Source organism: Polymorphum gilvum SL003B-26A1, from assembly GCF_000192745.1.
Classification (GTDB): Bacteria; Pseudomonadota; Alphaproteobacteria; order Rhizobiales; family Stappiaceae; genus Polymorphum; species Polymorphum gilvum.
On the sequence record NC_015259.1, the window covers coordinates 3,662,847 to 3,688,242 of the forward strand.

Below are 25,396 nucleotides of genomic sequence, written 5' to 3' on the forward strand. Positions count from 1 at the left end.
CTATTTGCCGGCGGCCTTCAGCACGGAGCGCGCATAGGCGGCAAACACGCCGACCAGGGTCAGAGCAAGGCCGAACCAGGTCAGCGCGTAACCCAGGTGGTCGTTCTTGAAGCGGACCACGGTCTCGCCCGCCTGCGGCAGGCCGGACGGCGGCGTGAAGGCGGCGTCGGCGTCGATCGAGAAGGGCGCGACCGGCATGCCCGCCACGCCAAGGGCTGCGGCCATCTTCTCCGGCTCGCGCGCGAACCAGATGCCCTTGGCCGGATCCGGCGCCGGAGTGAAGACGTTCGGCCTTTCGCCGACGCGCAGCAGTCCGGTCACTGTCTGGGTCTCGCCTTCCGTCCCGCCTGCAGCGCGCGTCGAAGGATCGCGCAGGGCATCGGGGACGAAGCCGCGATTGACCATCACCGCCCAGCCGGCATCGGTCATGAAGGGGCTGTAGACGAAATAGCCCGGCCCCTGGTAGGGGCCGCGCGCGTTGCCGAGCGCGATGTAGTAGTACAGCTCGCCCGGGGCGAAGCGGCCGGTCACGGCGACGCGGCGATAGTCGACCGCATCGGGCTCGAGGGACGGCCAGTCGGACGGTTCCGGCGCAGCGACCGGGGGCAGCGCCACGCGCTCTTCGACGCGGGCGATCAGGTCGGTCTTCCAGGCGAGCCGGTCGAGTTGCCAGAAGCCGAGGCGGAGCAGCACCGCAAGCGCCACGAGGGCCGCCGCGGCCGGCACGGCGAGCCGGCGCAAGGTCGCGCGCGGGCGTGTCTCAGGCACCGTCGTCAAGCCGGCCCTCCTGGGCGTTGTGGCGGTATTGCAGGGCGATCATCAGGCCCTTGAGCGGGCGCAGGATCGCCAGCGCCAGGATCGCGGTGAGGGGCAGCCAGACGACGAGATGAACCCAGATCGGCGGCTGGTAGGCCAGTTCGACCGCCAGCACCAGGCCGACGATGACGAAGCCGACCAGCATGATCACGAACACCGCCGGGCCGTCGCCGCTGTCGGCGAACTCGAGATCGAGGCCGCAGTTGGTGCACCGCGGCGCGGTCTTCAGGAAGCCGGTGAACAGCCGGCCCTCGCCGCAGCGCGGGCACCGTCCGGCGAGCCCCGCCTTGACCGGGTTCTGTGGGGGATAGAGCGCCTTGTCCGTCATTGGGAATCTCCTTGTCGGCCCGTCGCCCCCCGCAACGGAAAAGCCCGACCCGGCGGCACCGGGTCGGGCAGTGGTCACTCGGCCCGGAGCGTATCCAAGGCCGGTCCGGTCAGTGGGTGACCGCACCCCAGCTGCCCCAGACGTAGATGGCAGCGAAGAGGAACAGCCAGACCACGTCGACGAAGTGCCAGTACCAGGCCGCCGCCTCGAAGCCGAAGTGCTTCTGCGGGGTGAACTGGCCGGCCGCGGCGCGGATCAGGCACACCAGCAGGAAGATGGTGCCGACGATGACGTGGAAGCCGTGGAAGCCGGTCGCCATGTAGAAGGTGGCGCCGTAGATGTTGCCGCTGAAATCGAAGGCGGCGTGGCCGTATTCATAGACCTGGCAGATGGTGAAGATCACGCCGAGGATGACGGTCAGCGTCAGACCCCACTTCAGACCCTGGCGATCGTTGTGCAGCAGGGCGTGATGCGCCCATGTCACGGTCGTGCCGGAGGTCAGCAGGATGATGGTGTTGAGCAGCGGCAGGTGCCAGGGGTCGAAGGTCACGATGCCCTCCGGCGGCCAGACGCCCCCGGTCGCCGCCACGCGGTCGAACTGGATCGCTTCGCCGGTGAACAGCGAGGCGTCGAAGAAGGCCCAGAACCAAGCGACGAAGAACATCACCTCGGAGGCGATGAACAGGATCATGCCGTAGCGCAGGTGCAGGCTGACCACGCGGGTGTGATGGCCGGCGAGCGATTCGCGCACGGTGTCGCGCCACCAGCCGTACATGGTGTAGAGCACGATCAGCAGGCCGACAACGAACAGGCCCCAGCCGGTGAGGTCGACGCCGAACAGCGCGAACTCCTTGCCGCCGGTGTATTTCATCAGGCCGATGGCGCCGAGCGCCATGACGAAGGCGCCGACCGAGCCCAGGAACGGCCAGGGACTGGGGTCGACCAGATGATAGTCGTGATTCTTGGTATGTGCCTCAGCCATGGGCGTGCTCCCCGAAGTTCCAATTCGCCGTCGCGTCATCCGCCACGGAACTATAGCCTATCTGCCGCAGTCCGGTCCTCCGACCGGGCCGCGACGGGTTTGACCGGCGCTTCCGCCGGGAAGAAGGTATAGGACAGCGTGATTTCCTTCACGTGCCTCAGGTTCGGATCCTTGTCCATGTCCGGATCCACGAAGAAGACCACCGGCATCTCGACGCTTTCGCCGGCCTCGAGCCGCTGCTCGGTAAAGCAGAAGCACTGGATCTTGTTGAAATACACGCCGGCCTCGAAAGGCGTCACGTTGAACACCGAGGTGCCGACGGTCGGGCCGTCGGCGATGTTGGTGGCGACATAGGCCAGCTGGCCGGTCTCGCCCATGGCGAGTGTCACCGTGCGGTGTTCCGGTCTGAACTGCCACGGCAGGGCGGCGTTGACGTTGCCGTCGAAGCGGATGGTGATCATGCGGTCGATCACCGTCTCCGACGCTGCCTCGGCGCGCTGGGTGGTGCCGCCGAAGCCGGTGACCTGGCAGAACAGTTCATAGAGCGGCACCGCCGCATAGGAAGCGCCGATCATCAGTGCGAACACACCGGTACAGACGAGCGCCACCGTGCGGTTGCTGCGCGTCGTTCGTGCGGTGTCGGGGGTCTGAGGGTCAGCCATGACTCTGCCTCACAAAGGCCGGTCCAGGACGCCGGGACCGAGCTTGACGATCGTCACGACGTAGAAAAGCACGACCAGACCGACCAGCACCAGCCCGATCGCGATGGAGCGCGAACGCCGGCGCTTGATCTGTTCCTCGGTCAGCTTGATGCCGTTCTCGCTCATCTGGTCTCACAGGGTCCGGGCGATGACGCTTTCCGCGAGCAGCAGCGCGAAGAGCAGGAACAGGTACAGGATCGAGAAGCTGAACAGCCGGACGGCAGCCTTGCGTGCCTCGTCGCCGGACCGCCGGCGCCAGACGCGCAGCGCCAGGGCGAAGAACACCGCGCCGAGCACGGTCGAGGCGATGCCGTAGAGCGGGCCGGCGAAGCCGAGCAGATAGGGAGACACCGCGATCGGCGTCAGGATCAGCGAATAGGCCAGGATCTGGTTTCGAGTGGCGTCCTCGCCGGCGACCACGGGCAGCATCGGGATGCCGGCGGCGCGATAGTCGCCGCTCTTGAACAGAGCCAGCGCCCAGAAATGCGGCGGCGTCCACATGAAGATGATCAGGAACAGCACCAGGCTCTCGAGGCTGACGTCGCCGGTGACGGCAGCCCAGCCGATCATCGGCGGGAAGGCGCCGGCTGCGCCGCCGATGACGATGTTCTGTGGCGTCGAGCGCTTCAGCCACATGGTGTAGACGACGACGTAGAAGAAGATGGTGAAAGCCAGGAAGGCGCCGGCGAACCAGTTGACCAGCAGGCCGAGCGTGACCACCGAGCCGATCGACAAGGTCATGCCGAAGGCGAAACACTCCTGACGGCTGATCTTGCCGGCCGGGATCGGCCGCTTTGCAGTGCGCGACATGACGCGGTCGATGTCGGCGTCGTACCACATGTTGAGCGCGCCCGAGGCGCCCGCCCCGATGGCGATGCACAGCAGGGCGACGGCGGCCAGAACCGGGTGCAGGACGCCCGGCGCAAGCATCATGCCGACAAAGGCGGTGAAGATCACCAGCGACATGACGCGCGGTTTCAGCAGCGCGACATAGTCGCCCACCGATCCCATTCCGCCGTCCCAGGCGGCGCTCTCCCCGGCGATCGTGTTGTGGCGCTCGACGAGCGACATGCGGCTCAATCCTTTGGTTCTTCGTGCTTCTGGTTCTTTGTGGGCCTGCCCGCCGGACGCATCCGGCGCGGGTCTCGCCTGCAAGGGACGCCGCGGCCGGAAGGCCGCGACGTCAGAAATCGCGTCGCCACGGGAACAGGTCGCGTCGATCCTGCCCCGTGCGGCCCCGCAGCGCCTACTTGATGCGCGGCAGGGTCTCGAACTGGTGGAACGGCGGCGGCGAGGACAGGGTCCACTCCAGCGTCGTGGCGCCCTCGCCCCACGGGTTGTTGCCGACGGCGCGCTTCTTGGAGAAGGCCTCGACGATGCCGAAGATGAACACCAGCACGGCGAAGGCCGAGATGTAGGAGCCGATCGACGACACGTAGTTCCAGCCCGCCAGCGCATCCGGGTAGTCGACATAGCGGCGCGGCATGCCGTTCAGGCCGAGGAAGTGCTGCGGGAAGAAGATCAGGTTGACGCCGATGAAGGTGATCCAGAAATGGGCCTTGCCGATGGTCTCGTTGTACATGTAGCCGAACATCTTCGGGAACCAGTAGTACCAGCCCGCGAAGATGGCGAACACCGCACCCAGCGACAGCACGTAGTGGAAGTGCGCGACCACGTAGTAGGTGTCGTGCAGGGCGCGGTCGAGGCCCGCGTTGGCGAGCTGGACGCCCGTCACGCCGCCGACGGTGAACAGGAAGATGAAGCCGATCGCCCACACCATCGGGGTGCGAAACTCGATCGAGCCGCCCCACATTGTGGCGATCCACGAGAAGATCTTCACACCGGTCGGCACCGCGATGACCATGGTCGCGGCGACGAAATAGGCCTGGGTCTCGACCGACATGCCGACGGTGTACATGTGGTGCGCCCACACGATGAAGCCGACGACGCCGATGGCGACCATGGCATAGGCCATGCCGAGGTAGCCGAAGATCGGCTTGCGCGAGAAGGTCGAGATGATGTGGCTGATGATGCCGAAGCCCGGCAGGATCAGGATGTACACTTCCGGGTGACCGAAGAACCAGAACAGGTGCTGGAACAGGATCGGGTCACCGCCGCCCGCGGGGGTGAAGAAGGTGGTGTCGAAGTTGCGGTCGGTCAGCAGCATGGTGATGGCGCCGGCGAGCACCGGCAGCGACAGCAGCAGCAGGAACGCGGTGATCAGCACCGACCAGGCGAACAGCGGCATCTTGTGCAGGGTCATGCCCGGCGCGCGCATGTTGAAGATGGTGGTGATGAAGTTGATAGCGCCGAGGATCGACGAGGCGCCGGCCACGTGCAGCGACAGGATGGCCAGATCCATCGCCGGGCCGGGCTGGCCGGTGGTCGACAGCGGCGGGTAGATGGTCCAGCCACCGCCGACGCCGTTGGCGCCAGGGGGACCTTCGACGAACAGCGACAGCAGCAGCAGCAGGAAGGCCGGCGGCAGCAGCCAGAACGAAATGTTGTTCATGCGCGGGAACGCCATGTCCGGCGCGCCGATCATGATCGGCACGAACCAGTTGGCGAAGCCGCCGATCAGCGCCGGCATGACCATGAAGAAGATCATGATCAGGCCGTGGGCGGTCGTGAACACGTTGAACATGTGCGGATCGGCGAAGATCTGCATGCCCGGTTCCTGGAGTTCCATGCGCATGGCGACGCTCAGCGCGCCGCCGATGATCCCCGCGCAGATGGCGAAGATCAGGTACATGGTTCCGATGTCCTTGTGGTTCGTCGAGTAGACGTACCGGCGCCATCCGGTCGGATGGTCATGCGCGGCATGTGCGGCGGTCGAAGCCATATTCGTGCTCCCTCGTTGATCTCTTGTGGCCGCGCGCCGGATCGGTCCGGCGGCGCGGCGCGCTGGGTCCAAGGCCGTCCGGATTACCGGGCGGCGACCGTGATGTCGGTGGCGGCGGCCGTCTTTCGCTCGGCGGCGATGGCCGCCATCAGCTGCTCGTTGGCGGTGTCGACGTCGTCCTTGGCGGCCTCGGCCCAGGCATCGAACTGCTCGCGGCTGACGACGCGCACGGCGATCGGCATGAAGGCGTGGTCCTTGCCGCACAGCTCCGAGCACTGGCCGTAGTAGATGCCGGTCTCGCGGGCGCGGAACCAGGTCTCGTTCAGGCGGCCGGGAACGGCATCGACCTTTACGCCGAAAGCCGGCATGGCGAAGGCATGGATGACATCGGCGGCGGTGACCTGGACGCGGATGGTCGTGTCGACCGGGACGACGACGTCATAGTCGACGGCGAGCAGGCGCGGCACTTCGCTCAGCGACACGCCGCGGGCGGTCGCAACGTCCTGGCGCTCGTCGTCCTTGAGCATGATTGAGTCGAAGGAGATGCCGTCCAGGGCCTCGTCGGTGTATTCATAACCCCAGTACCACTGGTAGCCGGTCGCCTTGATCGTCATCTCGTATTCGGGAAGCTCGATCTGCTTGTAGAGCAGGCGGAACGACGGCACGGCGATCACCACGAGGATGAGAATCGGCGCCACGGTCCACACGACCTCGATCAGCGTGTTGTGGGAGGTGCGCGACGGGCTCGGATTGGCCTTGGAGTTGAAGCGCGTCATCACGATGATCAGCAGCGCGAGGACGAAGAGGGTGATGACCGTGATGATGCCCAGGGTCATGCCGTTGAACCAGTGGATGTCGTCCATGACCTCGGTGACCGAACCCTGGAGGCCCAGCTGCCACGGGCTCATGCCGCCCGACGTCTCCGCCATCACCGCTCCGGCCGAACCGGCCAGAGCCGCCGCGCCCGTGGCGGCCCCCATGAGACGCTTGAAGATTGCCTTCACGTCCGCGCTCCCTTCCCTGGACCGCCCGCAGGCCGGTCTCGCATCCTCAGAACCGAGTGGGTCATATTGACGCTCCCTGTCCCGAACCCGGCGGAAAACCGCGCTGAATCGGCAAACCGAAAGCCCCAACTGCCCTTGTTTGCGCCATAATACGCACAAACCCGAATATACCGCGACGTGGCCTTAGGTACAGCGGCGATCTGCCGCAGCCTGTCGGCCACCCGGATTTCGCGCACACAAACCACAAGAACCTGCGGATCGCAATGCCCCAGTCGCGTCCCGGTCACGAATTCGCCGCAGGGGTACCGCCATCACGCCTTGATCCTGGTCAATGATATCGTGAAATTTGCAGAAAACGCCCCTTCGGCCGATCCTGAATGTCACTGCGGACTGGCCAGCGGGGGACGCTTGCGGCAATGTCCGTGGAAACGCAGCGTTCTGATTCGCCGAAGCGGTTGCGCCGCCGCTCGCGCGCCTGGAGGACTCCCCGTGCCCATCCGAAAGACCCGCCCCGGATCTTCCCTCGGCCTGCTGTTCGCCCTGGCCGCCGCGGCGAGTGCCGCGCTGAGCGGACCGGCCGCCGCGCAGGGCGAGGTCAAGGCCGTTCACGGCGACTGGCAGATGCGCTGCGACACGCCTCCGGGCGCCTCAAGCGAGCAATGCGCGCTGATCCAGAACGTCACCGCCGAGGACCGCGAGAACGTCGGCCTGTCCGTCATCTTCCTGAAGACCGCCGACAAGCAGGCCCGTATCCTGCGCGTGCTCGCCCCGCTCGGCGTGCTGCTGCCCTCGGGCCTCGGCCTGCGGGTCGACGATGCCGACATCGGCCGCGCCGGCTTCGTGCGCTGCCTGCCGAACGGCTGCATCGCTGAGGTGATCCTGCAAGAAGAGCTGATCGGCAAGCTCAAGGCAGGCTCCCAGGCGACCTTCATCATCTTCCAGACACCGGAAGAGGGCATCGGCATCCCGATCTCCCTGAACGGCTTTTCGGCCGGCTTCGACGCCCTGCCCTGATCCGCAAGCCGGGCGGCGGGGCAATGCCGATCCGGGCCTTCAGCCGTTCCCGGTGTCGGATGAGTCGCGCGGCGTGACGCCGTGCAGCTTGTCGGCGCCGGCGAACATGCCTTCCTTCATCTGCAGGTCTAGCCGCTCCTGGTCGCGCCGACGCACGTCCTCCTCGATCTGGGCGATCCGATCCGAGGGCGTGCCGAGTGCCGACAGCGCGGCGCGGCCGAAGGCGATCGAGGATTCGAAGGTCTCGCGGATCTGGAAGTCGACGCCCTGACGGGTCAACGCCAGCGCATGGGCACGGTCGGTGGCGCGGCAGAACAGCTTCGCTTGCGGAAAGCCGTCGCGGATGATGGCGATCGCCCGTTCCATCACCTTGTCGTTTTCCACGCACAGCGCGATCAGCGCCGCCTTGCCGCCGCCGGCCGCCGCCAGCACGTCGGCGCGCGTGGCATCGCCGTAATAGACCTTGTAGCCGAGCTTGCGGGCATAGGCGATGCGGTCCGGGCGGTTGTCGATGGCCGTGATCGGCAGGCCCTCGGAGGTCAGGAACTGGGCGACCATCATGCCGAAGCGACCGAAGCCGATCACCAGCACGGTCGGCATCGCCTCGCCGAAGCTCTCGACCGCCGGATTCTCCACGCCCCTGGCCTTCAACCGGGCGGCGACCCGGTCGAGTCCAATGCCAGCGAGCGGGGTCAACAGCATGGTCAGGATGACGATGGCGGTCAGCAGGTTGGAGAGTTCCGGCGCGAGGATCTTCTGGCCGACGGCGGCGGTGAACAGCACGAAGGCGAACTCGCCGCCCTGCGGCAAGGTCACCGCGATGCGCAACGCGTCGGCGTTCGGGGACCCGAAAAGGCGCGCGAGCGCCCACAATGCGGTGCCCTTGAACAGCATCACCAGCGCGACACCGACGAGCACCGTGGTCCAGGACGACAGCACGATCGACAGGTCGAGCGACATGCCGACGGCGACAAAGAACAGGCCCATCAGGAGCGAGCGGAACGGCTCGATGTCAGCCTCCAGCGTGTGGCGGAAGCTCGATTCGGCCAGCAGCACGCCGGCCAGGAAGGCGCCGAGCGCCATCGACAGGCCGACCGCATGCATGATGCCGGCGCTGCCCAGTGCCACCAGCAGGGCGGCCGTCAGCATGACCTCGCGTGCCCGGCTGCCGGCCAGAAACAGGAACAGCGGCGAGACCAGGTAGCGTCCGGTCAGCACCACCGCGAGCACGGCGCCCACCGTCAGGCCGATCTCGACGGCAACCTCCGTCGCGCCGCCAGCCGTCTCGCCGGGTGCCAGGATCGACACCAGGGCAAGCAGCGGCACGATGGCGATATCCTGCAAAAGCAGGATGCCGAAGGCCCGCTGGCCGTAGGGCGACGACAGCTGGCCACGTTCCTGAAGGATCTGCAGGGCGAAGGCGGTCGACGACAGGGCGAGGCCGAAGCCGGCGATCAGCGCAGCCTCGAAGGGCAGACCGGCCAGCCGCAGGGCCGTGAACAGGGCAGCGCCGGTCAGCACGACCTGGCTGGTGCCGAGGCCGAAGATGTCGCGCCGCATGCTCCACAGCCGCTTGGCATCGAGTTCGAGGCCGATGACGAAGAGAAGCAGCACGACGCCGAGTTCGGCGACCGCCAGGATGTGTTCGGCGGAACCGAAGACGCCGAGACCGAACGGGCCGACCGTCACGCCGGCGGCCAGATAGCCGACGACGGAACCAAGGCCGAGACGCTTGGCCAGAGGTACCGCGACCACTGTCGCGGCGAGAAAGATGATGGCTTCGGTAAAGAGCGGAGGAGCGGCTTCTGCGGCCATCTGTCTGCCTGTTCGATTTGCGTCGACCCATCCTTGGCAGGCATTGGTTAAGTTTGACCAACCGTCCAGCCGGAAACCGCGCTACCGGTCGACTTCGCCGGCGGTCAGGCCGTCCGGTCCCTCGTCGATGCTGAAGCAACCGTAGTAGAGCTCCTCGGGCAGGCTCGTGTCGGCCGCGCAGTCGCTGAAGACGGCGAGGTCGTCGTGGTAGCGGTAATGGAGGTAGGAGCCGATGAAGTAGCGCTCGGCGCCGCCGTTGGAGTTGCCGTAGCGGTCGATCGTGCCGGCCAGGTCCGGCTCGATGTCGAGGATCGCCTCGCGCAGCCGTCCGTCGGCGAGGAAATTGTCCGGCAACTGGTCGAAGGGCCCGTCGAAATAGTTGTTGACGTTGGCGTTGCCCTCGAACACGCCGATCAGGATCTTGCGGTCGCGGTACTTGTCGCGATGAAAGGCGAAGCCGGTGCGCACGCCGATCAGGATGTCCGGCGAGATGGCCGAGGGCTCCAGTACGTCCAAGACCGGGACGGACTCGTCGAGCAGGTACTGGAACGCCTTGATGGTCCGGTTGTAGAGGGCGAAGAAGCGGATCCCGGATTCGTCGTGGACCGGACCGATGTAGGTCTCGTCGGCGCGGATCAGCCCCTCGGGCGGGCGCACGCCGGCCAGGTCGTTGAGCTGGAACACGACGGTCCTGCCCTCGAAGGCGACGGCATAGCGCAACGGCGCGAGCCGCGTGACGGCGATGCCGTCCTGCGGTCCGAGCCGCCGGTAGCTGACCGGCTCGGACGAACTCCATTCCGTGTAGTCGCGGAAATAGGCGAAATGCAGCCAGCCGTCGTCGCGGTCGAGCACGTCCAGCCGGATGTTGCCGGCATAGCGCACGCCGCGGTGCAGGAAGCGGTAGTAGAAGTAGTTCTCAGTCGGGTAGACCGTCACCTCTCCATCGAGACCCGAGAACACGTGCCGGAACACCGCGACGGGATCGGCGAAATCGATCGCGGCCGCGTCGCCGGGCAGGCTGTCGACGTAGGCCTGGTTGGTCTGGATTGCCGGCCGCCCCGCTTCCTGCGCAAGGACGGCTCCCGACGCGGCCAGCATCAAGGCCGCGCCGGCCAGCCCCTTTGCCACCCGGCGCAGACGCGCCCCGCCTCCCGCCGGCCGCACGCGGCCGGCGGACGATTCCGGTCCCTGGATCATGCCGGCGCCCTCACCGGACCTGCAACTGCGGCACGACCGGCTGCTGCTGCAACACGGGCGGCGTCTGCTGCGGCCGGATCTTGGGGCCGTCGGACCCGGTGCGCATATGGGTCTGCGCCCTGGTGTGCACCTGCACCGAGCCTTCGCGCTGATGGCTCAGCGCCTTCGCATGCGGCGGCTGCGAGCCGGACCGCAGGTGCGACTGCGCCTTGGTATGCGGTTGCACCGAGCCCTCGCGCTGATGGCTGAGCACCTTGGAGTGCGGCGGAGCCGACCCTTGGCGCCGGTGCGTCTGCTCCTTCGTGTGCGGCGGCGCCGAGCCCTGGCGACGGTGCGTCTCGACGCGCGTGTGCGGCGGTGCCGAACCTTGGCGACGGTGCGTCTCCGTGCGCGTATGCGGCGGCTGCGAGCCCTCGCGGCGGTGGGTCATGGCACGCGTGTGCACCGGGGAACCCTGACGGTGATGGGTCATCGCCCGGGTGTGGACTGGCGAACCGTGGCGGCGATGCGTCATGGTACGGGTATGCACCGGCCGCGGCACCGGCGTCGGGATGACGCCGGCAGGTGGCGGCGCGGGCGCCTCGCAGACCTGGTAGATCTCGACGTCGCCGATCCGCGTCGCGTCGTTGCGGGTGAATTCCTCGGCGATCAGCGTGCCTGTGGCGTCGGTCAGCACGTCGCTGTCGACCAGATAGCTCTGGTACGGGCCGGTCGGCGGATAGGCGGGACCGGGTGCCGGATACTCGCCATAGGCGGCTTCCGGCGCGATCTCGTCGAACGCTTCCTGCGGCATGCCCTGCAGGCCGTGGACCTGGGAATCGTCGCCTTCGTCGACGCCGGGCAGCCGGCACGGAGCCTCCGGCGAGCACAGGTAGTCGCCGGAGATCCAGACGAAGTCGTCCGGTTCGCCGAGGTCCGATGTCCAAGTGGCCGGGTCGTAGCCTGGCGCGAAGTCAACGCCGCCGGCGCAGTTGGCGCGCAAGAACGGCTGGCCCTCAGCGCTGCGATCATAGTAGCCGACGTCGTAGCGGCCGATCGGCGCCCAGACCCCGGTTTCGCCGAGCTGATAGAGCAAGGCACGCGCCTCGCTCGCCACGGCGAAGGGGGCCTCGACATCGAGGCCGAGATTGCGGATGCCGCCGCGTTCGGCGACGACCATCACGTCCTGCGCTCCGCAGCGCGGGAAGGCGATGTCGGACACCGGGCTGGAGAAGCCGCGCTCTGCGATCGTCTCGGCATCGATGTGGAAGTCGGGCAGCAGGAACTCGCGCCGCACGTCCGTGAGGTCGAAGCCGCCATCGGCACTCAGCGCCACCGACCAGACCGCGTTGGTACGTTCGTCCTCGCTGGCGACCGCGTAGTCGGGATTGCCGAAACCCTCGTTGGCCCAGGTGGCATAGTAGAGCCGGACCGCGCCGGCCTCGTCGTGGCGCACGCCGACACCCCAGACACGGCGGCGGAAGTCGGCGAAGTTCCAGCATTCGGGTGAATGGGCAAAGTCGCCGGATGGGCAGGCGTCGATGGTCGCCGTGCGCAGCGGATCGAAGGCGATCGGCGGCAGCGCCAGCCGCGCGCCGGTCGTCGCGTCGAGGAAGCCGACGCGGCCGTCCAGCCCGTGGTCGAAGTGGTCGAGATCGCGGCCGTCCTCAAGCGCGATCCGGTGGATCATGCCGGTCTCCAGGTCGGAGACGAAGAATTGCCCGTGGGCGGGATCGAAGGCGATGTTGCCGAGCGCCGCGCCCGAATTGGCGCGCCCGTCGAGCGCGATCTCGGCGAACGCCGAGGGTTCGTAGCCGTTGGCCGCGTCGAGCCGGTAGACGGTTCCAGGACCGCCGCCCTCGCCCCACATGCCGGTCATCCAGCCCGAACCGCCGGGCTCCAGATGCAGGCCGAAGGCCGAGGTGGCGGCCAGGTAGACGTTGGCGGCCTCGTCGAGGGCGATGCCGAACACCTGGCCGACCTCGGCGGCCGAGACGGGCGCGCGCTTGAGCGGCTCGATCCAGTGGCTGCCGTCCGGCGCATGGCCGGGCGCGCGCACGTCGACGATCTCGCCGACCGTGCCGGCCGAATCGATCACCGTCGTCACGCTGCCGTCGGCGGCGGTGACGTCGGTCGTTCCGGAGAATTTGGTGTGATAGGCCTCGCCCGGCGCCATCGGCTCGTAGCCGGGCGGCACGTCCTGGGCGCGAAGGCCGGAGAGGGAAACGACCATCCCGAAAGCGAGGGATGCGGCGAAACTGACACTTTTCCAGGACCGGTACATGGTTCCTCCCCCGTCCAAGGCGGCTGACGGAACCCGGCACATGCGGGTTCCTGCAGGACGACCGCTTACTTATCCTACAGGCAAAGCGGCAACGGGGATACACGCAAGGTTACGTAGCTGCGGCGCGGCCTCTGCCGCAGCTGCGTCGGAACGCGACGGGGCTCGATCAGACCGCCGTGCCGCCGACGGTCAGCGCGTTGATGCGCATGGACGGCTGGCCGACGCCGACCGGAACGCCCTGGCCCTGCTTGCCGCAGGTGCCGAGGCCGGGGTCGAGCGCCATGTCGTTGCCGATCATGGCGACACGGGTCAGCGCGTCCGGACCGTTGCCGATCAGCATGGCGCCCTTCACCGGGGCGCCGACCCTGCCGTTCTCGATCCGGTAGGCCTCGGTGCAGGAGAACACGAACTTGCCCGAGGTGATGTCGACCTGGCCGCCGCCGAAGGACACGGCGTAGATGCCGTCGCGGACCGAGGCCAGGATCTCGGCCGGGTCCTTGTCGCCGCCGAGCATGATGGTGTTGGTCATGCGCGGCATGGGGATATGGGCATAGGACTGGCGGCGGCCGTTGCCCGTCGGGGCCATGCCCATCAGCCGGGCGTTCTGGCGATCCTGCATGTAGCCGACCAGGATGCCGTCCTCGATCAGTGTCGTGCGGCTGGTCGGCGTGCCCTCGTCGTCGACGGTGAGCGACCCGCGCCGGTCGGCGATGGTGCCGTCGTCGACGATGGTGACGCCGGGGGCGGCGACGCGCTGGCCCATCAGGCCGGCGAAGGCGGAGGTCTTCTTGCGGTTGAAGTCGCCCTCCAGGCCGTGGCCGACCGCCTCGTGCAGCAGGATGCCCGGCCAGCCGGGGCCGAGCACGACATCGAAGGTGCCGGCGGGCGCGGGCACCGCCTCGAGGTTCACCAGCGCCTGGCGCAGCGCCTCGTCGACGCCGGCCTGCCAGCGCTCGGGCGTGACGAAGCGAGCGAAGCCCTCGCGGCCGCCGCAGCCGTAGGAGCCCGATTCCATGCGCTCGCCGGAGCCGGCGACGACGTTGATCGACAGGCGCACCATCGGGCGGATGTCGCGCACCCGGTGGCCGTCGGCGCGCAGGATGTCGACCACCTGCCAGGAGCCGGCGATCGAGGCCGTCACCTGGCGCACGCGCGGATCCTTGGCCCGGGCGTAGGCGTCGATCTCCTGCAACAGCTTCACCTTCGCCTCGAAGCTCGGCGCGCCGAGCGGGTTCTCGTCGGTGTAGAGGCGCTGGTTGGTGCCGGCGGGCGCAGCCGCGTAGCTACCGGAATGGCCGGTCCTGACGGCGGCGACGGCGTCGGCGGCGCGCTTCAGCGCGCCTTCGGAAATCTCGCCAGAATGGGCGTAGCCGGCGGCCTCGCCGACAACGGCGCGCAGGCCGAAGCCCTGGGCGGTGTCGTAGCTCGCCGACTTCAGCCGGCCGTTGTCGAAGACGAGGCCCTCCGACTGGCGGTACTCCAGGAACAGTTCGCCGTCGTCGGCGCCCGACAGGGCGTCGGCGGTGAGCCGTCGCGCGGTCTCCAGGCCGAGGCCGGAGGCTTCCAGAAGGTCAATGTTGATGTCGGTCATGGGCTCTGGTCCGTCGGTTCGGGCGGGCGGGACGGCGCCACGCGGCGGTCGTTGCGCCTAACATAGCGGTTCCGGCGCGGATTTCATCCCGGCAATGTTCGCGCTCCCACCGGCTTTCGGCGATTGACCGCGGCGGCGGGCTTGCTCATAACCGTTGGCAGAGCACGACAGGGGGCGCCCTCTCCGGCCGATCCCGGACCCGCCCCGTCTACACCCGGACCGGACACGAAGCCGATGATGAACCGCTACGAGAACCCGCGCATCCCCGGCGAGGCGCGCATCCGCTACCTGGACGGCGACTACCACATCGAGGCGCCGGGCACTTTCGTGCGCTGCGCGGTGACGGGACAGGTGATCCCCCTGGACGAACTGAAATACTGGAGCGTCGAGCGCCAGGAGGCCTATGTCGACGCCGCAGCGGCGCTGAAGCGCTACCAGGAATGCGAAGGCCGCCGGAACTGACGGCGGCCGACGGCCCGAAGGGTCGGGCGAAGGACTGCAGACGGCTCCCTGGAGGGGCACCCGGGAGCCGCCTGCCATCCGGGCTAAGTCGTTCGGACGGAGATCAGAACGACAGCAGCCGCGTGTCTGCGGCGAGCAGGCGGGCCGCCATCTCGCCGGGTTTGGCCGGGGTGACGCCGTCGATCAGGACGCTGGCGTCGGATTCCCTGTTGGGCAGGTAGATGGCACAGACCTCCACCGTGCCGCCCTTGTCCATGATCATCTTCATCAAGCCCTGCGGGCTCATGCCCTTGGGCTTCTGCGGCGCGGTCGCGCTGTCGGGCGCCTGCTTCAGCGCCATGTCGGCGGCCGGGCCGCACAGCAGGATGTGCGCGGACGCGCCCTGCTGGACCGATTCCATCGTCAACACCATCGCCATCAACTGGGTTTGGGCCTCGGCCGCGGTGAGGAGGGTGACGAGGTTCGAGACCTTGTCCGCCGCTGCCGCCGGCAGCGCCGCGAGCAGAGCGGTCGAGACCGCCGCCGCCTTCAACCATGTGCGCATGTCCATCTCCTTAGGTTGGGTGGTCCGCGTGAGTGTCGCGGACAGCTAAGCCGGGCCTGGCCCCGGCGTCTGTGACCAAGTCACAGTCGGCGGCGGCCAATTCGTCACACCCTGCCCGGAGGCGAGACCGGTCAGGCCCCGCTCCGGCGCCGGCCGGCGGACATGGCCAGCCCGTCGCGCATGTTCAGGCCGAGCAGGGCGACGTTGACGGCACCGGCGGCGAGTTCGAGCCCCTGGACGGCGAAGAACCAGGCGTCGAAGGCCTCGGCCTGCGCCTTCGACGCGAGGAACACGGCCGACGGCAGCAGCACCAGCAGGCCATTCACCGCTACCGCCTTCATGCGGCGCTTCTTGCGCTCGACGAGGGGCCCGCGCCACCTGGCGCCGAGCGAGAAGCCGGAGGCGCCGGCGGCGATCATGGCCGGGATCAGCACGGCCATGCCGGTCAGGATGCGCGTCTTGACCAGCGCGATGTCGGCGGGCGTGCCGAACAGTTCGGCCACGACCGTCGAGATCCAGAACAGGGCGATGGTGGTGAGGGCGAGGCCGCCTGCGGCGGCATGCAGTTTCGATTTCATGATCGCAGCTCCATTTCATAGCATGCTATTCATATAGAAATTGCATAGCACACTATTCAAGTCCATTCTGCGGGCATGGGATTCGATAAGACGATGTCGGCGGGCTATCTCGCCAACCACATGGCGCGGCTGTTCTTCAACGCGTTGGCGGAGCGCATCAAGCCGCTCGGCCTCGCGCCGGCGCAGTTCATGACGCTGCTGGAGTTGTGGGCCGAGGACGGCCTGACCCAAAAGGATCTGGTCGCGCGCCTGGACGTCGAGCAGGCGACGATGGCGAACACGCTGGCGCGCATGGAACGCGACGGGCTGGTCGTCCGCAGGCCCCACGTCCGCGATAAGCGGGCCCAGTCGATCTGGCTCACGGAACATGCGCGAACGCTGCAGGGGCCGGCGACGGAAGCGGCGCGATCGGTCAACGCGCTGGCCCTCGCCGAGTTGAGCGACGCGGAACGGGCGCAGTTCCTTTCATCCATGAACCGGACGATCGCCGCCCTGCGCAAGGCCGCATCGGCCTGAGCTGGGCGCGTGCCTCAGAGGGCGGCTCAGACGCTGGCGCGGAACAGGCGCCGGCGCGCCGCCTCGGCGATCAGGTCCAGGAGCCGGTCCTCGCCGTCGATCGCCATGTCCACCTTCAGCACCAGAGACCTGGCCGCCAGCCAGCGGTAGTACTCGCCGGCCGTCGCCTGCAGGCGCGCCATGTCCTTGGCGGTGGTGACCAGTTGCAGGCCCTGCGCCTCCGCGGCGGTGATCAACTCGCTCGCCTCGTGCTCGGTGAAGGCGTGATGGTCGGGATAGGCGCGCCGCTCGACCACCTCGGCGCCGAGATCGGCCAGGGTCTTGAAGAACTTCTCGGGTCGGCCGAGGCCGGCATAGGCGAACACCCGCTCGCCGGCGAGCCGGTCGCCGTCGCGCGCCACCAGCCGGGCATGGAACAGCGGCAGGCCCCTGCGCGCGGCAAGGTGCACCACCGGTTCGGCCCGCCCGCCCTCGCCGACGACGACCAGCACGTCGGCCTTCACGATCTGGGTCCTGAGCGGGGCGCGCAGCGGCCCGGCCGGCAGGCACAGGCCGTTGCCGACGCCGACCGCGGCGTCGACCAGCGCGACCGACAGATCCTTGTGCAGGGCCGGGTTCTGGAAGCCGTCGTCCATCAGGATCAGCCCGGCGCCGATCTCGGTAGCCAGGCGTGCACCGGCGACCCGGTCCGCCGAGACCACCGTCGGTGCCACGCGGGCGAGCAGGAACGCCTCGTCGCCGACGTCCTCGGAGGTATGGACATCGGGGTTGACTACCACCGGTCCGGTGAGGCGGCCGCCGTAGCCGCGCAACAGATAGACCGGAGCCCGGCCTGCCGCCTTCAGCCTGTCGCCGAGGCGCAGGGCGAAGGGCGTCTTGCCTGAGCCCCCGACAACGAAGTTGCCGATGCAGACGACCGGCACGGAGGCGCGGCCGGCGGGCGCCTGCAGCATGCGCCGGCCGGCGATGCGGCCGTAGACGAACCCCACCGGCGCCAGCAGGGCGGCGGCCAGTCCCCGTCTCGGCCACCACCAGAATGCCGGCGCGGTCCGCTTCATCCTTGCTCCTCCGTCCGCAGACGGTGCAGGAAAGGCTCCAGTTCGGCAAGCGTGCGCTCCAGCGCGCCGGTGCCCTCGCCGGCAACCGCCCGGGCGCGTTCGGCCAGCGCGGCCCGCTCCGCGCCATCGGCGAGCAGCTTCGCCACCGCTCCGGCCAGGCCGTCCGGCGCCTCGACACGCACGGCCGCGTGCGCCTCCCATAGGTCGCGATAGACGGCGCGCGTGTTGGCGACCGCCGGTCCGGTGACGATGGGCACGCCGAGCTGGGCCGGCTCGACCGGGTTGTGGCCGCCGACCGGCGCGAACGATCCGGCCAGGAACACGACCTCGGCCAGACGCAGGAACAGGCCCATTTCACCCAGCGTGTCGGCGAGATAGACTTCGGTCTGCGCCTCGGGCACGCCGCCCTGCGAGCGGCACGCGAAGGCGAGGCCGCGGCCGGCAAGATCGCGCGCGATGTCGTCGCCGCGCACCGGATGGCGCGGCATCAGGACGGTCAGGAGATCCGGGAAGCGCTCGCGCAGGCGCGCGTGGGCGGCAAGCGCGATGTCCTCTTCGCCCGGATGGGTGGAGGCCGCCAGCCACACCCTGCGCCCGCCGAGTGCTGCGCGCAGGCGCGCCAGTTCCGCCTCGTCGGCGGCCGGCGGTTCCACATCGTATTTCAGGTTGCCCGGCGAGCGGACAGCCGCGACGCCCAGGCGGCGGTAGCGCTCGGCATCCGACCGGCTCTGCGCCAGGCACAGGTCGACGGTGGAAAACAGGGCGCGCGCCAGGCGTCCGAAGCGCTTCCACCGCGCGAAGGAGCGCACAGACAGCCGACCGTTGACGACGACCAGCGGAATGGCGCGTTCGGCAAGCAGGGAAAAGGTCGCCGGCCAGACCTCGGATTCGACCATCAGCGCCAGCTCCGGCCGCCAGTGGTCGAGGAACCGGCGCAACACCGGCGGCGAATCGTAGGGCACAAACTGATGCACGGCGCCGGCCGGCAGCCGCTGCGCGGCCACCTCGGCCGAGGTCGTGGTGACCGTGGTCAGCAGCACGCTGGAGCCGCCGTCGACGAGCCGCTCGACCAGCGGCAGCACGGAGTTGGTCTCGCCGACACTCGCCGCGTGCACCCACACCAGACGGCCGTCGGGACGCACCAGAGCTGTGCGGCCGAACCGTTCGCCGCCGCGCGCCGGATCGTCCTTGCCGACCCGGCAGCGCAGCTTGTGCACGATCCAGGCAGCCGGCAGGGCCAGCGTGGCGAGCCCGCGGTAAACCGTCAGGACGGCCGAGCGCCGCTCAGCCATCGCTGCGGCCGACCAGTTCGTAGGCGCGGGCCGTGACGCGGTTCAATCCGGCCTCGACGGCCAGGCGGGCCTGTTCAAGGGCCTCGTCGTCCGCATCCGCCGGCACGCGGATCAGGTCGCCGATGGCGATCGCCGCCCGCCCGAACGGCAGGTTCACGCTCGCGCGGTCCCAGGTGTCGAGCTCGATGCTGCGGCTGGTGGCAACGGCGACGGGCACGATCGGCCGTCCCGAATGCTTGGCCAGTTGGACGATGCCGGGTCCGGCCACCCGCGCCGGTCCCTTCGGCACGTCGGCGGTAAGCGCGACGATCTCGCCGTCCTTGAGCGCCCGCAGCGCCTCGATGAAGCCGCGCATGCCGCCGCGCTTGGCGATCTGGTGCGCCTTCTGGCTGCCCGAGGCGCGGATCAGCTCGATGCCGAGCTTCTTCGCCGCAACGGCGTTGATCTCGCCGTCGGCGGATCGCGAGATCATCACGCGGGTAGTCCAGCCGTCCGGCTTGGTGAAGGGCATCATGAAGTGCTGGCCGTGCCACATGGCGACGATCGCCGGCATCTCGCTCCCGATCCGCTCGTAGATGCCGGGCGGGTCGATCACCATGCTGTTGGTCCTGCGCACGAAGCGCAGGTAGGCGGCAAGCGCCGAACCGACAGCCTTGAGCAGCAGGGGATGCCGGCCGATGGTCTTGATCATCGTGTCAGGGTCCGGACGGACGCCGTCGGCGCCGTCTCACTCCTCGGTTTCCGGGTCGAGCAGGCGATGCATGTGAACGATGAAATAGCGCATGTGCGCGTTGTCGACCGTCGCCTGTGCCTTCGCCTTCCAGACCTTGTAGGCTTCGGCATAGTTCGGATAGATGCCAACGATGTCGAGCCGGTCCAGATCGCGGAAGGTCAGCCCGGCCGGGCTCACCAGTTCGCCGCCGAACACGAGATGCAGAAGCTGTTTCGGCTCTTTGTCCTTGATCATGGTCGGTGTCACGCTCCTGGAACGTTGGAACTGTCAAGTCTTGGGGCCGACGATCGCGGCGATCGCACGGCACACCGGATCGATCAGCGCCTCGGAAGAGGCTGCCAGTTCCGGATGTCGGATCGCCCGCCGGTTGTAGCGCAGGCCCTGACCGGCAAGGTCGGTCAGCCTGCCGCCCGCTTCCTGCACCAAAAGATCGGCCGCCGCAAGATCCCAGTCATGGGCGCGGGCGCGCGCCGCCGCCGCCTCCGCGCGCCCGGCCGCGACGAAGGCGAGGCGATAGGCCAGCGAGCGGATGACGCCCGACGGGATGAAGCCGGCGGCCCCTGCCCTGCTGTCGTCGATGATCGAATGCGGACCGACCAGGCGCGCGCCCTTCAGCGTGGCATGGGCGGAGACGGCCAGCCGCTCGCCGTTCAGCCACGCGCCGGCCCCGTCCGCGGCCAGGAACATCTCCTCGCGCACCGGGTTATACACCGCGCTGGCGATCGGTCGTTCGTCCTCGATCACCGCGATCACCACGGTCCATTCGTCCGCGCCGGCCAGGAAGGCGCGGGTGCCGTCGATCGGGTCGACGATGAAGACGCGCCGCTTGTCCAGCCGCGCGTGGTCGTCGGCGGTCTCCTCTGACAACCAGCCGTAGCCGGGACGCGCGGTCAGCAGCGTCTCTGCCAGGAAGCCGTCGACGGCCATGTCGGCCTCCGACACCGGCGAGGAGCCCTCCTTGAGCCAGGTGCGCGGATCGTCGCCGAAATACTCCAGCGCGATGGCCCCGGCCCGACGCGCCGCCTCCTCGATGAGCTCGAGTTCGCCCGAGCCGCCTGTCTCAGTCGCCGGCAATCGTCAGACCCTCGATGAGAACGCTCGGGCAGGCGACCGAATAGCGCGCATCGAGGTCGCTGCAGGGCACCAGGCGGGCGAACATGTCCTTCAGGTTGCCGGCGATGGTGATCTCGCTGACCGCCTGCACCGGCTCGCCGTTCTCGAACCAGAAGCCGGCCGCGCCGCGCGAATAATCCCCGGTGACGCCATTGACGCCGTGGCCGATCAGGTCGGTCACCAGCAGTCCCTGGCCGAGTTCGCGCATCATCTCCTCGGGCGTCCGGCCTCCCGGCTCCAGCGTCAGGTTGGTGGCGCCCGGCACGGGGCCCGAGCCGCCGCGATGGGCGCGCCCGTTCGGCGCCAGGCCCAGTTCGCGCGCGCTCGCCGTATCGAGGAACCAGTGCTTCAGCACGCCGTCCTCGATCAGGGTCAGGGGTTGCGACGCGGTGCCCTCGCCGTCGAAGGGGCGCGTGCCGGGACCGCGCGGCTTGAGCGGATCGTCGGTCACGGTGATGCCGGGCGCGAACACCGGCTGGTTCATCCGGTCCTTGAGGAAACTGGTGCCGCGGGCGATCGCCGCGCCGTTGATGGCGCCGGCGAAATGGCCGAGCAGGCTGCGTGCGGCGCGCGATTCGTACAGGATGGCGGCGGTGCGCGTGGTCAGCTTGCGCGGGTTGAGTCGGCGCACCGCGCGCTCGCCGGCGCGCCGGCCGATGTCAACGGCTGCGTCCATGTCCTCGAGGAAGGTCCGGTAGTCGTAGTCGTAGTCCCGCTCCATGGCGGTGCCCTCGCCGGCGACGGCCGTCATCGACAGGCCGTGGCGGGAGGTCATGTAGGCGCCGGTGAAGCCGTGGCTGGTCGCCAGCACCACGCCGGCCAGCCGCCAGGAGGCGCTCGCCCCGCCGGACTTGCTGACGCCGGGCACCGCCAGTCCGGCCGCTTCCGCCTCGCCGGCCAGGTCCGCGAGGCGCGCGGCGGTCATCGGTGTCGGGTCGAGCAGGTCGAGCCGGGGGATGTCGCGGATCAGCTGGTCCGCATCGGCGAGGCCGGCATAGGGATCCTCGGGAGTGACGCGCGCCATCGCCACGGCGCGTTCGGCAAGCCCCTGGATGTCGTCCAGCGTGTTCGACGAGATGCTGGCGGTGCGCCGGCCGACGAACACCCGCAGCGTGACGTCGTCGCCCTCGGCGCGGTCGGTTTCCTCGACCTTGCCCTCGCGCACCTCGACGGCGAGCGACGTGCCGGTGATCGCCACCGCGTCGCAGGCATCCGCCCCGGCCTTGCGCGCCGCCTCCACCAGCCGCGCCGCGCGCGCCTCCAGTTCGCTCTGGTCGATCCCTTCAGTCATGGCTGCTCGCATCTCCTGCCTGTCGCGTCTGTTTAGGACGGCGCAGGCCGGCGGACAAGCGCAGCGTGCCGACGGCCGCTGCGCCCGGACGCGCCGGTTTTGAGTCAGGATTCCGTAACCCTCTTTGAAATCAGAGTTTTTTAACCGTGCCTGTTAAGCGGAACGGCACCGCTGCCGGCTATCGTGAAGTCATTCACGAGGCCCGACACAAGAACCTGGGCCCGATGGAGAGGCGAATTGGGACGTCAGACAGCACTTGACGGAGCACCGGGGGCCGGGGCGAGCAGCGACAGGCGGCTCGACCCCGGCCTGCTACCGGTCAAATTCGACACCGCGATGCCGGGGCCGCCGAACGGCGGCGCGGCGCAGGTGCCCGCCCGCGTCTACCTCGATCGCGACATGGCCATCATCAAGCGCCCGCTGGCCGGGCTGCCGCTGACGCTGGTCGTTCCGGTCGGCGTGTTCGAGGGCGTGGCGGTCGAGATCGTCCCCGGCGCCGTGCCGGGAACCCTCAGCGCACGGCTGTTCCTGCGCCATCCCGATCCGGCGCTGTCGGTGACCCTGCGCGAGACCGACACGGCCGAGGCGCTCGCCGGCGACTGGGCCGACTGGGCCGAGGCGCTCGCCCTGCCGCTGCTGGTGTGCGAACCCGACGGCAGCGTGACCCGTGTCGACCGCCGGGCCGGCTGTTCCGCCGGCCGGCCGCTGCCACGCCGAAAGATCATGGCGCTCACCGGCCGCAGGCCGCGCTTCCTCAACCGCAGAAAGACCGGCGGCCCCGCGCACGGACAGCCGGTCCATCGCGGCGAACGCGAGATCATCGCGCGCCACTAGGCCGTGGCGCCCTATCCCCGACGCCGGACCGCCGCGCGTTCCGGCAAGGACCTGCCGACGCCCTTCGGTCCCGGGCGTCCGGCCGGCGGCTTGCCTTACTGAAAAATTAACATGTTTCATGCATGAAACGTCGGCATCGGATTTGTGCCTTCGTCTTTCGGTCCAGAGCGTCCATGCCCCTCGACACCGCCACCCTAAACGCCGCCATCACGGTCATCGGCTTCGTCGGAGCGGTGCTGCTGTTCCTCGTCTGGCGCTTCTCCATGGGCAGCAGCAGCACGCACAGGGACAGCATCCTGATCTGGGCGGCGGCGTTCATGCTGATCGGCTGCGGCACGCTGATCGTCGGGCTGCGCAACCACCTGCCCGAAACCTTCAGCATCGTCGCGGGCAATGCCCTGATCATGCTCGGCATCGGCCTCAGGCGGATGGCGGTCGCCGCGTTCTGGCACCTGAAGCGCCGCCATATCGCCGCCATCGCCCCGGCGGTCGTCTGGCTCGCCCTGTGCCTGGTGCCGGAGTTCCTCGGCTCCTACACCGCACGCGCTATTTTCGTGCAGGTCTACCTGATCCTGATACCGCCATGGATCGCCTACATGTGCTTCGCGCACAACCGGGAGAACCTCTATTCCGGCTTCTGGTTCGGCATCAGCGCGCTGATCGACTTCGCCGTCAACCTGTCGCTGTTCGTCGCCTTCCGCATCGCGCCGGTCACCAGCCACGCCGAGGCGATGCAGAACGACATCTACAAGGGCTACATGCTGATCATGATCGTCACGGCGGTCGCCTCGGTGATCCTCGCCTTCGCCATGGTAATCGAGCGCGAGGAGCGGCGCCTGCGCATCCAGGCGCGCCGCGATCCGCTCACCGGCCTCGCCAACCGCCGCGCCTTCTTCGAGCAGGCGCAGGACTGGCTCGATCGCCATGCGGCAACGCCGAAGACCTTCTCGGTGGCGCTGTTCGATCTCGACGACTTCAAGTCCGTGAACGACCGCTTCGGCCATGCCGCCGGCGACGAGATGCTGACCACCTTCGCCGAGGTCTGCCGGGAGCGGCTGCGGCCGGGCGACCTCGCCGGCCGCCTCGGCGGCGAGGAGTTCGTGCTGTTTCTGCCCGACACCCCGGCCGATGCGGCGCTGGTGCTGGCCGACCGGCTGCGGCATGCCTTCGCGCAGGCGGCCGAGACGCGCACCGGCGGCACCCTGGCGGCGACCACCAGCGCGGGCGTTCACGGCGGGCGCTGCGGCGAGGACGATCTCGACCGGGTACTGGCGGTCGCCGACGCCGCGCTCTATTCCGCCAAGCGGGCCGGCCGCAATCAGGTGGTGCGCAGCGATGCGGGGCAACCGCCCGAAACCGCCCGCGAGCCGGGGCTGGCACCCGTCCGCCGCGGCCTCGCCGCCTCGGCCTGAGCGGGCGATCCGTTCGTCAGAGCGAGCCGATCAGCGCGTCGGCAACATAGCCGGAAAACACGACCCAGCCGTAGGTGGTGTTGGAGCGGAACAGCTTCAGGCACTGGTCCGGGTGGTCGATGTCGAGCACCAGGATCTGCCAGACGAGGTGTCCGGCACCGGCGGCGAGGCCGAGGAAGGCCGCTGGACCGGCATCGGCCAGCGCGGCTGCAAGCGCAAACAGGCCCGTTGCGGCGCCATAAAGGGCGATCAGCGCCGGCTTGGTCCGCGCGCCGAACAGGCGGGCGGTGGAGCGCACGCCGACCAGCGCGTCGTCCTCCTTGTCCTGGTGGGCATAGATCGTGTCGTAGCCGATGGTCCAGCAGATGCCGCCGAGATAGAGCACCACCGGCGCCCAGTCGAGCCGGCCGAAGGCGGCCGCCCAGCCCATCAGCGCGCCCCAGGAGAAGGCGAAGCCGAGGAACAGCTGCGGCCAGTCGGTGACCCGCTTCATGAACGGATAGACCGCCACCGTCGCCAGCGACGCGATGCCGAGCGCAATGGCGAAGCCGTTGAACTGGATCAGCACCAGGAAGCCGACGAACGCCTGCAGCACGAGGAAGACCTTGGCCTGGGTGCGCGTCACCTGCCCCGCGGGGATCGGCCGCGAGCGCGTGCGCTCGACCTGGGCGTCGATGTCCTCGTCGACGAGGTCGTTGTAGGTGCAGCCGGCGCCGCGCATGGCGACCGCGCCGATCAGGAACAGGGCGAGGTGCCAGGGATCGGGATAAGGCGCCTCTGCCGCGATCGCCGCCAGCGCCGCCGACCACCAGCACGGCCACAACAGCAGCCACCAGCCGATCGGCCGCTCCCAGCGCGCCAGCCGCGCATAGGGCCGCGCCCAGGCCGGCAGCCGGGTGTCGACCCAGTGCCGCTTGACCGCGTCGGAGACGGGGCCGGTGTCCTTCGTGCCGAACAGTCCGAATGTCATGCCCGCTGGTTAGCACGGCGCGACGGGTCGAGGCGAGCGG

The 25,396-nt window shown here is 68.8% G+C and carries 26 protein-coding genes; 5 read left to right on the top strand and 21 right to left on the bottom strand.

Annotated features, from left to right (window positions below; all coding sequences use genetic code 11):
• The 8 genes from SL003B_RS17115 to coxB all read right to left on the bottom strand — a co-directional run bounded on the left by SL003B_RS17115 (nucleotide 1) and on the right by coxB (nucleotide 6,673).
• A complete protein-coding gene (locus SL003B_RS17115) occupies nucleotides 1-768 on the bottom strand; it encodes an SURF1 family protein (RefSeq protein WP_242390405.1) in 768 nt (255 codons plus the stop codon).
• Nucleotides 761-1,144: a DUF983 domain-containing protein gene (locus tag SL003B_RS17120; RefSeq protein ID WP_013654124.1), complete on the bottom strand. Its 384-nt coding sequence runs from the start codon at nucleotides 1,142-1,144 to the stop codon at nucleotides 761-763. Before SL003B_RS17120 ends, SL003B_RS17115 begins: the two co-directional genes overlap by 8 nt.
• 109 nt (nucleotides 1,145-1,253) lie before the next feature.
• Entirely contained in the window at nucleotides 1,254-2,126 is an 873-nt protein-coding gene (locus tag SL003B_RS17125) for a cytochrome c oxidase subunit 3 (protein ID WP_013654125.1), read from the bottom strand.
• A gap of 50 nt (nucleotides 2,127-2,176) precedes the next feature.
• Nucleotides 2,177-2,788, bottom strand: a complete 612-nt coding sequence (locus tag SL003B_RS17130; RefSeq protein WP_041375610.1) for a cytochrome c oxidase assembly protein — start codon at nucleotides 2,786-2,788, stop codon at nucleotides 2,177-2,179.
• A gap of 9 nt (nucleotides 2,789-2,797) precedes the next feature.
• On the bottom strand, nucleotides 2,798-2,953 hold the full coding sequence (locus tag SL003B_RS23640; RefSeq protein ID WP_169313684.1) for a hypothetical protein: 156 nt from the start codon (nucleotides 2,951-2,953) through the stop codon (nucleotides 2,798-2,800).
• Between the two features lie 6 nt (nucleotides 2,954-2,959).
• Nucleotides 2,960-3,898, bottom strand: a complete 939-nt coding sequence (locus SL003B_RS17135; RefSeq protein ID WP_013654127.1) for a heme o synthase — start codon at nucleotides 3,896-3,898, stop codon at nucleotides 2,960-2,962.
• 175 nt (nucleotides 3,899-4,073) lie between these two features.
• Entirely contained in the window at nucleotides 4,074-5,669 is a 1,596-nt protein-coding gene (gene ctaD / locus SL003B_RS17140) for a cytochrome c oxidase subunit I (protein ID WP_013654128.1), read from the bottom strand.
• Nucleotides 5,670-5,752: 83 nt separating this feature from the next.
• Nucleotides 5,753-6,673 carry a cytochrome c oxidase subunit II gene (coxB, locus tag SL003B_RS17145; RefSeq protein WP_013654129.1) on the bottom strand — a complete coding sequence of 307 codons (921 nt, stop codon included), beginning with the start codon at nucleotides 6,671-6,673 and terminating at the stop codon, nucleotides 5,753-5,755.
• 489 nt (nucleotides 6,674-7,162) lie between these two features.
• Between coxB and SL003B_RS17150 the strand changes: the two genes are divergently transcribed.
• On the top strand, nucleotides 7,163-7,687 hold the full coding sequence (locus SL003B_RS17150; RefSeq protein ID WP_013654130.1) for an invasion associated locus B family protein: 525 nt from the start codon (nucleotides 7,163-7,165) through the stop codon (nucleotides 7,685-7,687).
• A 39-nt stretch (nucleotides 7,688-7,726) separates the two neighbouring features.
• Here the strand turns inward: SL003B_RS17150 and SL003B_RS17155 are convergent, their stop codons facing one another.
• From SL003B_RS17155 to tldD, 4 genes are all read right to left on the bottom strand, one after another.
• Nucleotides 7,727-9,502, bottom strand: a complete 1,776-nt coding sequence (locus SL003B_RS17155) for a monovalent cation:proton antiporter-2 (CPA2) family protein (protein ID WP_013654131.1) — start codon at nucleotides 9,500-9,502, stop codon at nucleotides 7,727-7,729.
• 81 nt (nucleotides 9,503-9,583) lie between these two features.
• Nucleotides 9,584-10,699, bottom strand: a complete 1,116-nt coding sequence (locus tag SL003B_RS17160) for a hypothetical protein (protein ID WP_013654132.1) — start codon at nucleotides 10,697-10,699, stop codon at nucleotides 9,584-9,586.
• 10 nt (nucleotides 10,700-10,709) lie between these two features.
• Nucleotides 10,710-12,962 (bottom strand): hypothetical protein, encoded by a 2,253-nt coding sequence (locus tag SL003B_RS17165; protein WP_013654133.1) that lies wholly within the window; start codon nucleotides 12,960-12,962, stop codon nucleotides 10,710-10,712.
• A gap of 166 nt (nucleotides 12,963-13,128) precedes the next feature.
• Nucleotides 13,129-14,553: a metalloprotease TldD gene (gene tldD, locus SL003B_RS17170; RefSeq protein WP_013654134.1), complete on the bottom strand. Its 1,425-nt coding sequence runs from the start codon at nucleotides 14,551-14,553 to the stop codon at nucleotides 13,129-13,131.
• Nucleotides 14,554-14,787: 234 nt separating this feature from the next.
• On the opposite strand from tldD, the gene SL003B_RS17175 reads away from it, so the two are divergent.
• Nucleotides 14,788-15,015 carry a DUF2093 domain-containing protein gene (locus SL003B_RS17175; RefSeq protein WP_013654135.1) on the top strand — a complete coding sequence of 76 codons (228 nt, stop codon included), beginning with the start codon at nucleotides 14,788-14,790 and terminating at the stop codon, nucleotides 15,013-15,015.
• Nucleotides 15,016-15,118: 103 nt separating this feature from the next.
• Here SL003B_RS17175 and SL003B_RS17180 read toward each other — a convergent pair whose 3' ends face one another.
• Together SL003B_RS17180 and SL003B_RS17185 are read right to left on the bottom strand one after the other, a co-directional pair.
• The gene (locus tag SL003B_RS17180) at nucleotides 15,119-15,559 is read right to left on the bottom strand and encodes a DsrE family protein (protein WP_013654136.1); all 441 of its coding nucleotides are present in this window, start codon (nucleotides 15,557-15,559) and stop codon (nucleotides 15,119-15,121) included.
• Nucleotides 15,560-15,690: 131 nt separating this feature from the next.
• Entirely contained in the window at nucleotides 15,691-16,137 is a 447-nt protein-coding gene (locus SL003B_RS17185) for a hypothetical protein (protein WP_013654137.1), read from the bottom strand.
• A 93-nt stretch (nucleotides 16,138-16,230) separates the two neighbouring features.
• Here SL003B_RS17185 and SL003B_RS17190 point away from each other — a divergent pair, with 93 nt between their 5' ends.
• On the top strand, nucleotides 16,231-16,653 hold the full coding sequence (locus tag SL003B_RS17190; RefSeq protein WP_013654138.1) for a MarR family winged helix-turn-helix transcriptional regulator: 423 nt from the start codon (nucleotides 16,231-16,233) through the stop codon (nucleotides 16,651-16,653).
• A 26-nt stretch (nucleotides 16,654-16,679) separates the two neighbouring features.
• On the opposite strand, the gene lpxK is transcribed toward SL003B_RS17190, so the two are convergent.
• From lpxK to SL003B_RS17220, 6 genes are read right to left on the bottom strand one after another with little or no spacing between them, the layout of a single operon-like run.
• Nucleotides 16,680-17,711, bottom strand: coding sequence for a tetraacyldisaccharide 4'-kinase (gene lpxK, locus SL003B_RS17195; protein ID WP_013654139.1), 1,032 nt, complete (start codon nucleotides 17,709-17,711; stop codon nucleotides 16,680-16,682).
• Nucleotides 17,708-19,003 (bottom strand): 3-deoxy-D-manno-octulosonic acid transferase, encoded by a 1,296-nt coding sequence (locus SL003B_RS17200; RefSeq protein WP_013654140.1) that lies wholly within the window; start codon nucleotides 19,001-19,003, stop codon nucleotides 17,708-17,710. Before SL003B_RS17200 ends, lpxK begins: the two co-directional genes overlap by 4 nt.
• Entirely contained in the window at nucleotides 18,996-19,694 is a 699-nt protein-coding gene (locus tag SL003B_RS17205; protein WP_013654141.1) for a lysophospholipid acyltransferase family protein, read from the bottom strand. The genes SL003B_RS17200 and SL003B_RS17205 overlap by 8 nt, the downstream gene beginning before the upstream one ends.
• 36 nt (nucleotides 19,695-19,730) lie before the next feature.
• On the bottom strand, nucleotides 19,731-19,970 hold the full coding sequence (locus SL003B_RS17210; RefSeq protein ID WP_013654142.1) for a DUF4170 domain-containing protein: 240 nt from the start codon (nucleotides 19,968-19,970) through the stop codon (nucleotides 19,731-19,733).
• A 33-nt stretch (nucleotides 19,971-20,003) separates the two neighbouring features.
• Nucleotides 20,004-20,810: a 3'(2'),5'-bisphosphate nucleotidase CysQ gene (locus SL003B_RS17215; protein ID WP_013654143.1), complete on the bottom strand. Its 807-nt coding sequence runs from the start codon at nucleotides 20,808-20,810 to the stop codon at nucleotides 20,004-20,006.
• A complete protein-coding gene (locus SL003B_RS17220; RefSeq protein WP_013654144.1) occupies nucleotides 20,797-22,140 on the bottom strand; it encodes a TldD/PmbA family protein in 1,344 nt (447 codons plus the stop codon). The genes SL003B_RS17215 and SL003B_RS17220 overlap by 14 nt, the downstream gene beginning before the upstream one ends.
• Before the next feature lie 237 nt (nucleotides 22,141-22,377).
• On the opposite strand from SL003B_RS17220, the gene SL003B_RS17225 reads away from it, so the two are divergent.
• Both SL003B_RS17225 and SL003B_RS17230 read left to right on the top strand, forming a co-directional pair.
• A complete protein-coding gene (locus SL003B_RS17225; protein ID WP_242390269.1) occupies nucleotides 22,378-22,974 on the top strand; it encodes a DUF6101 family protein in 597 nt (198 codons plus the stop codon).
• A 173-nt stretch (nucleotides 22,975-23,147) separates the two neighbouring features.
• The gene (locus SL003B_RS17230; RefSeq protein WP_013654146.1) at nucleotides 23,148-24,386 is read left to right on the top strand and encodes a GGDEF domain-containing protein; all 1,239 of its coding nucleotides are present in this window, start codon (nucleotides 23,148-23,150) and stop codon (nucleotides 24,384-24,386) included.
• A gap of 16 nt (nucleotides 24,387-24,402) precedes the next feature.
• On the opposite strand, the gene ubiA is transcribed toward SL003B_RS17230, so the two are convergent.
• Nucleotides 24,403-25,356: a 4-hydroxybenzoate octaprenyltransferase gene (gene ubiA, locus SL003B_RS17235; RefSeq protein ID WP_013654147.1), complete on the bottom strand. Its 954-nt coding sequence runs from the start codon at nucleotides 25,354-25,356 to the stop codon at nucleotides 24,403-24,405.
• Nucleotides 25,357-25,396: the final 40 nt, after the last annotated feature.

Excerpts from the sequence above, each read along its gene's own strand:
- SL003B_RS17120 (WP_013654124.1), bottom strand. The coding sequence starts at position 1,144 with ATGACGGACAAGGCGCTCTATCCCCCACAGAACCCGGTCAAGGCGGGG.
- SL003B_RS17125 (WP_013654125.1), bottom strand. The coding sequence starts at position 2,126 with ATGGCTGAGGCACATACCAAGAATCACGACTATCATCTGGTCGACCCC.
- SL003B_RS17130 (WP_041375610.1), bottom strand. The coding sequence starts at position 2,788 with ATGGCTGACCCTCAGACCCCCGACACCGCACGAACGACGCGCAGCAAC.
- SL003B_RS23640 (WP_169313684.1), bottom strand. The coding sequence starts at position 2,953 with ATGAGCGAGAACGGCATCAAGCTGACCGAGGAACAGATCAAGCGCCGG.
- SL003B_RS17135 (WP_013654127.1), bottom strand. The coding sequence starts at position 3,898 with ATGTCGCTCGTCGAGCGCCACAACACGATCGCCGGGGAGAGCGCCGCC.
- ctaD (WP_013654128.1), bottom strand. The coding sequence starts at position 5,669 with ATGGCTTCGACCGCCGCACATGCCGCGCATGACCATCCGACCGGATGG.
- SL003B_RS17155 (WP_013654131.1), bottom strand. The coding sequence starts at position 9,502 with ATGGCCGCAGAAGCCGCTCCTCCGCTCTTTACCGAAGCCATCATCTTT.
- SL003B_RS17160 (WP_013654132.1), bottom strand. The coding sequence starts at position 10,699 with ATGATCCAGGGACCGGAATCGTCCGCCGGCCGCGTGCGGCCGGCGGGA.
- SL003B_RS17165 (WP_013654133.1), bottom strand. The coding sequence starts at position 12,962 with ATGTACCGGTCCTGGAAAAGTGTCAGTTTCGCCGCATCCCTCGCTTTC.
- tldD (WP_013654134.1), bottom strand. The coding sequence starts at position 14,553 with ATGACCGACATCAACATTGACCTTCTGGAAGCCTCCGGCCTCGGCCTG.
- SL003B_RS17175 (WP_013654135.1), top strand. The coding sequence starts at position 14,788 with ATGATGAACCGCTACGAGAACCCGCGCATCCCCGGCGAGGCGCGCATC.
- SL003B_RS17180 (WP_013654136.1), bottom strand. The coding sequence starts at position 15,559 with ATGCGCACATGGTTGAAGGCGGCGGCGGTCTCGACCGCTCTGCTCGCG.
- SL003B_RS17185 (WP_013654137.1), bottom strand. The coding sequence starts at position 16,137 with ATGAAATCGAAACTGCATGCCGCCGCAGGCGGCCTCGCCCTCACCACC.
- SL003B_RS17190 (WP_013654138.1), top strand. The coding sequence starts at position 16,231 with ATGTCGGCGGGCTATCTCGCCAACCACATGGCGCGGCTGTTCTTCAAC.
- lpxK (WP_013654139.1), bottom strand. The coding sequence starts at position 17,711 with ATGAAGCGGACCGCGCCGGCATTCTGGTGGTGGCCGAGACGGGGACTG.
- SL003B_RS17200 (WP_013654140.1), bottom strand. The coding sequence starts at position 19,003 with ATGGCTGAGCGGCGCTCGGCCGTCCTGACGGTTTACCGCGGGCTCGCC.
- SL003B_RS17205 (WP_013654141.1), bottom strand. The coding sequence starts at position 19,694 with ATGATCAAGACCATCGGCCGGCATCCCCTGCTGCTCAAGGCTGTCGGT.
- SL003B_RS17210 (WP_013654142.1), bottom strand. The coding sequence starts at position 19,970 with ATGATCAAGGACAAAGAGCCGAAACAGCTTCTGCATCTCGTGTTCGGC.
- SL003B_RS17220 (WP_013654144.1), bottom strand. The coding sequence starts at position 22,140 with ATGACTGAAGGGATCGACCAGAGCGAACTGGAGGCGCGCGCGGCGCGG.
- SL003B_RS17230 (WP_013654146.1), top strand. The coding sequence starts at position 23,148 with ATGCCCCTCGACACCGCCACCCTAAACGCCGCCATCACGGTCATCGGC.
- ubiA (WP_013654147.1), bottom strand. The coding sequence starts at position 25,356 with ATGACATTCGGACTGTTCGGCACGAAGGACACCGGCCCCGTCTCCGAC.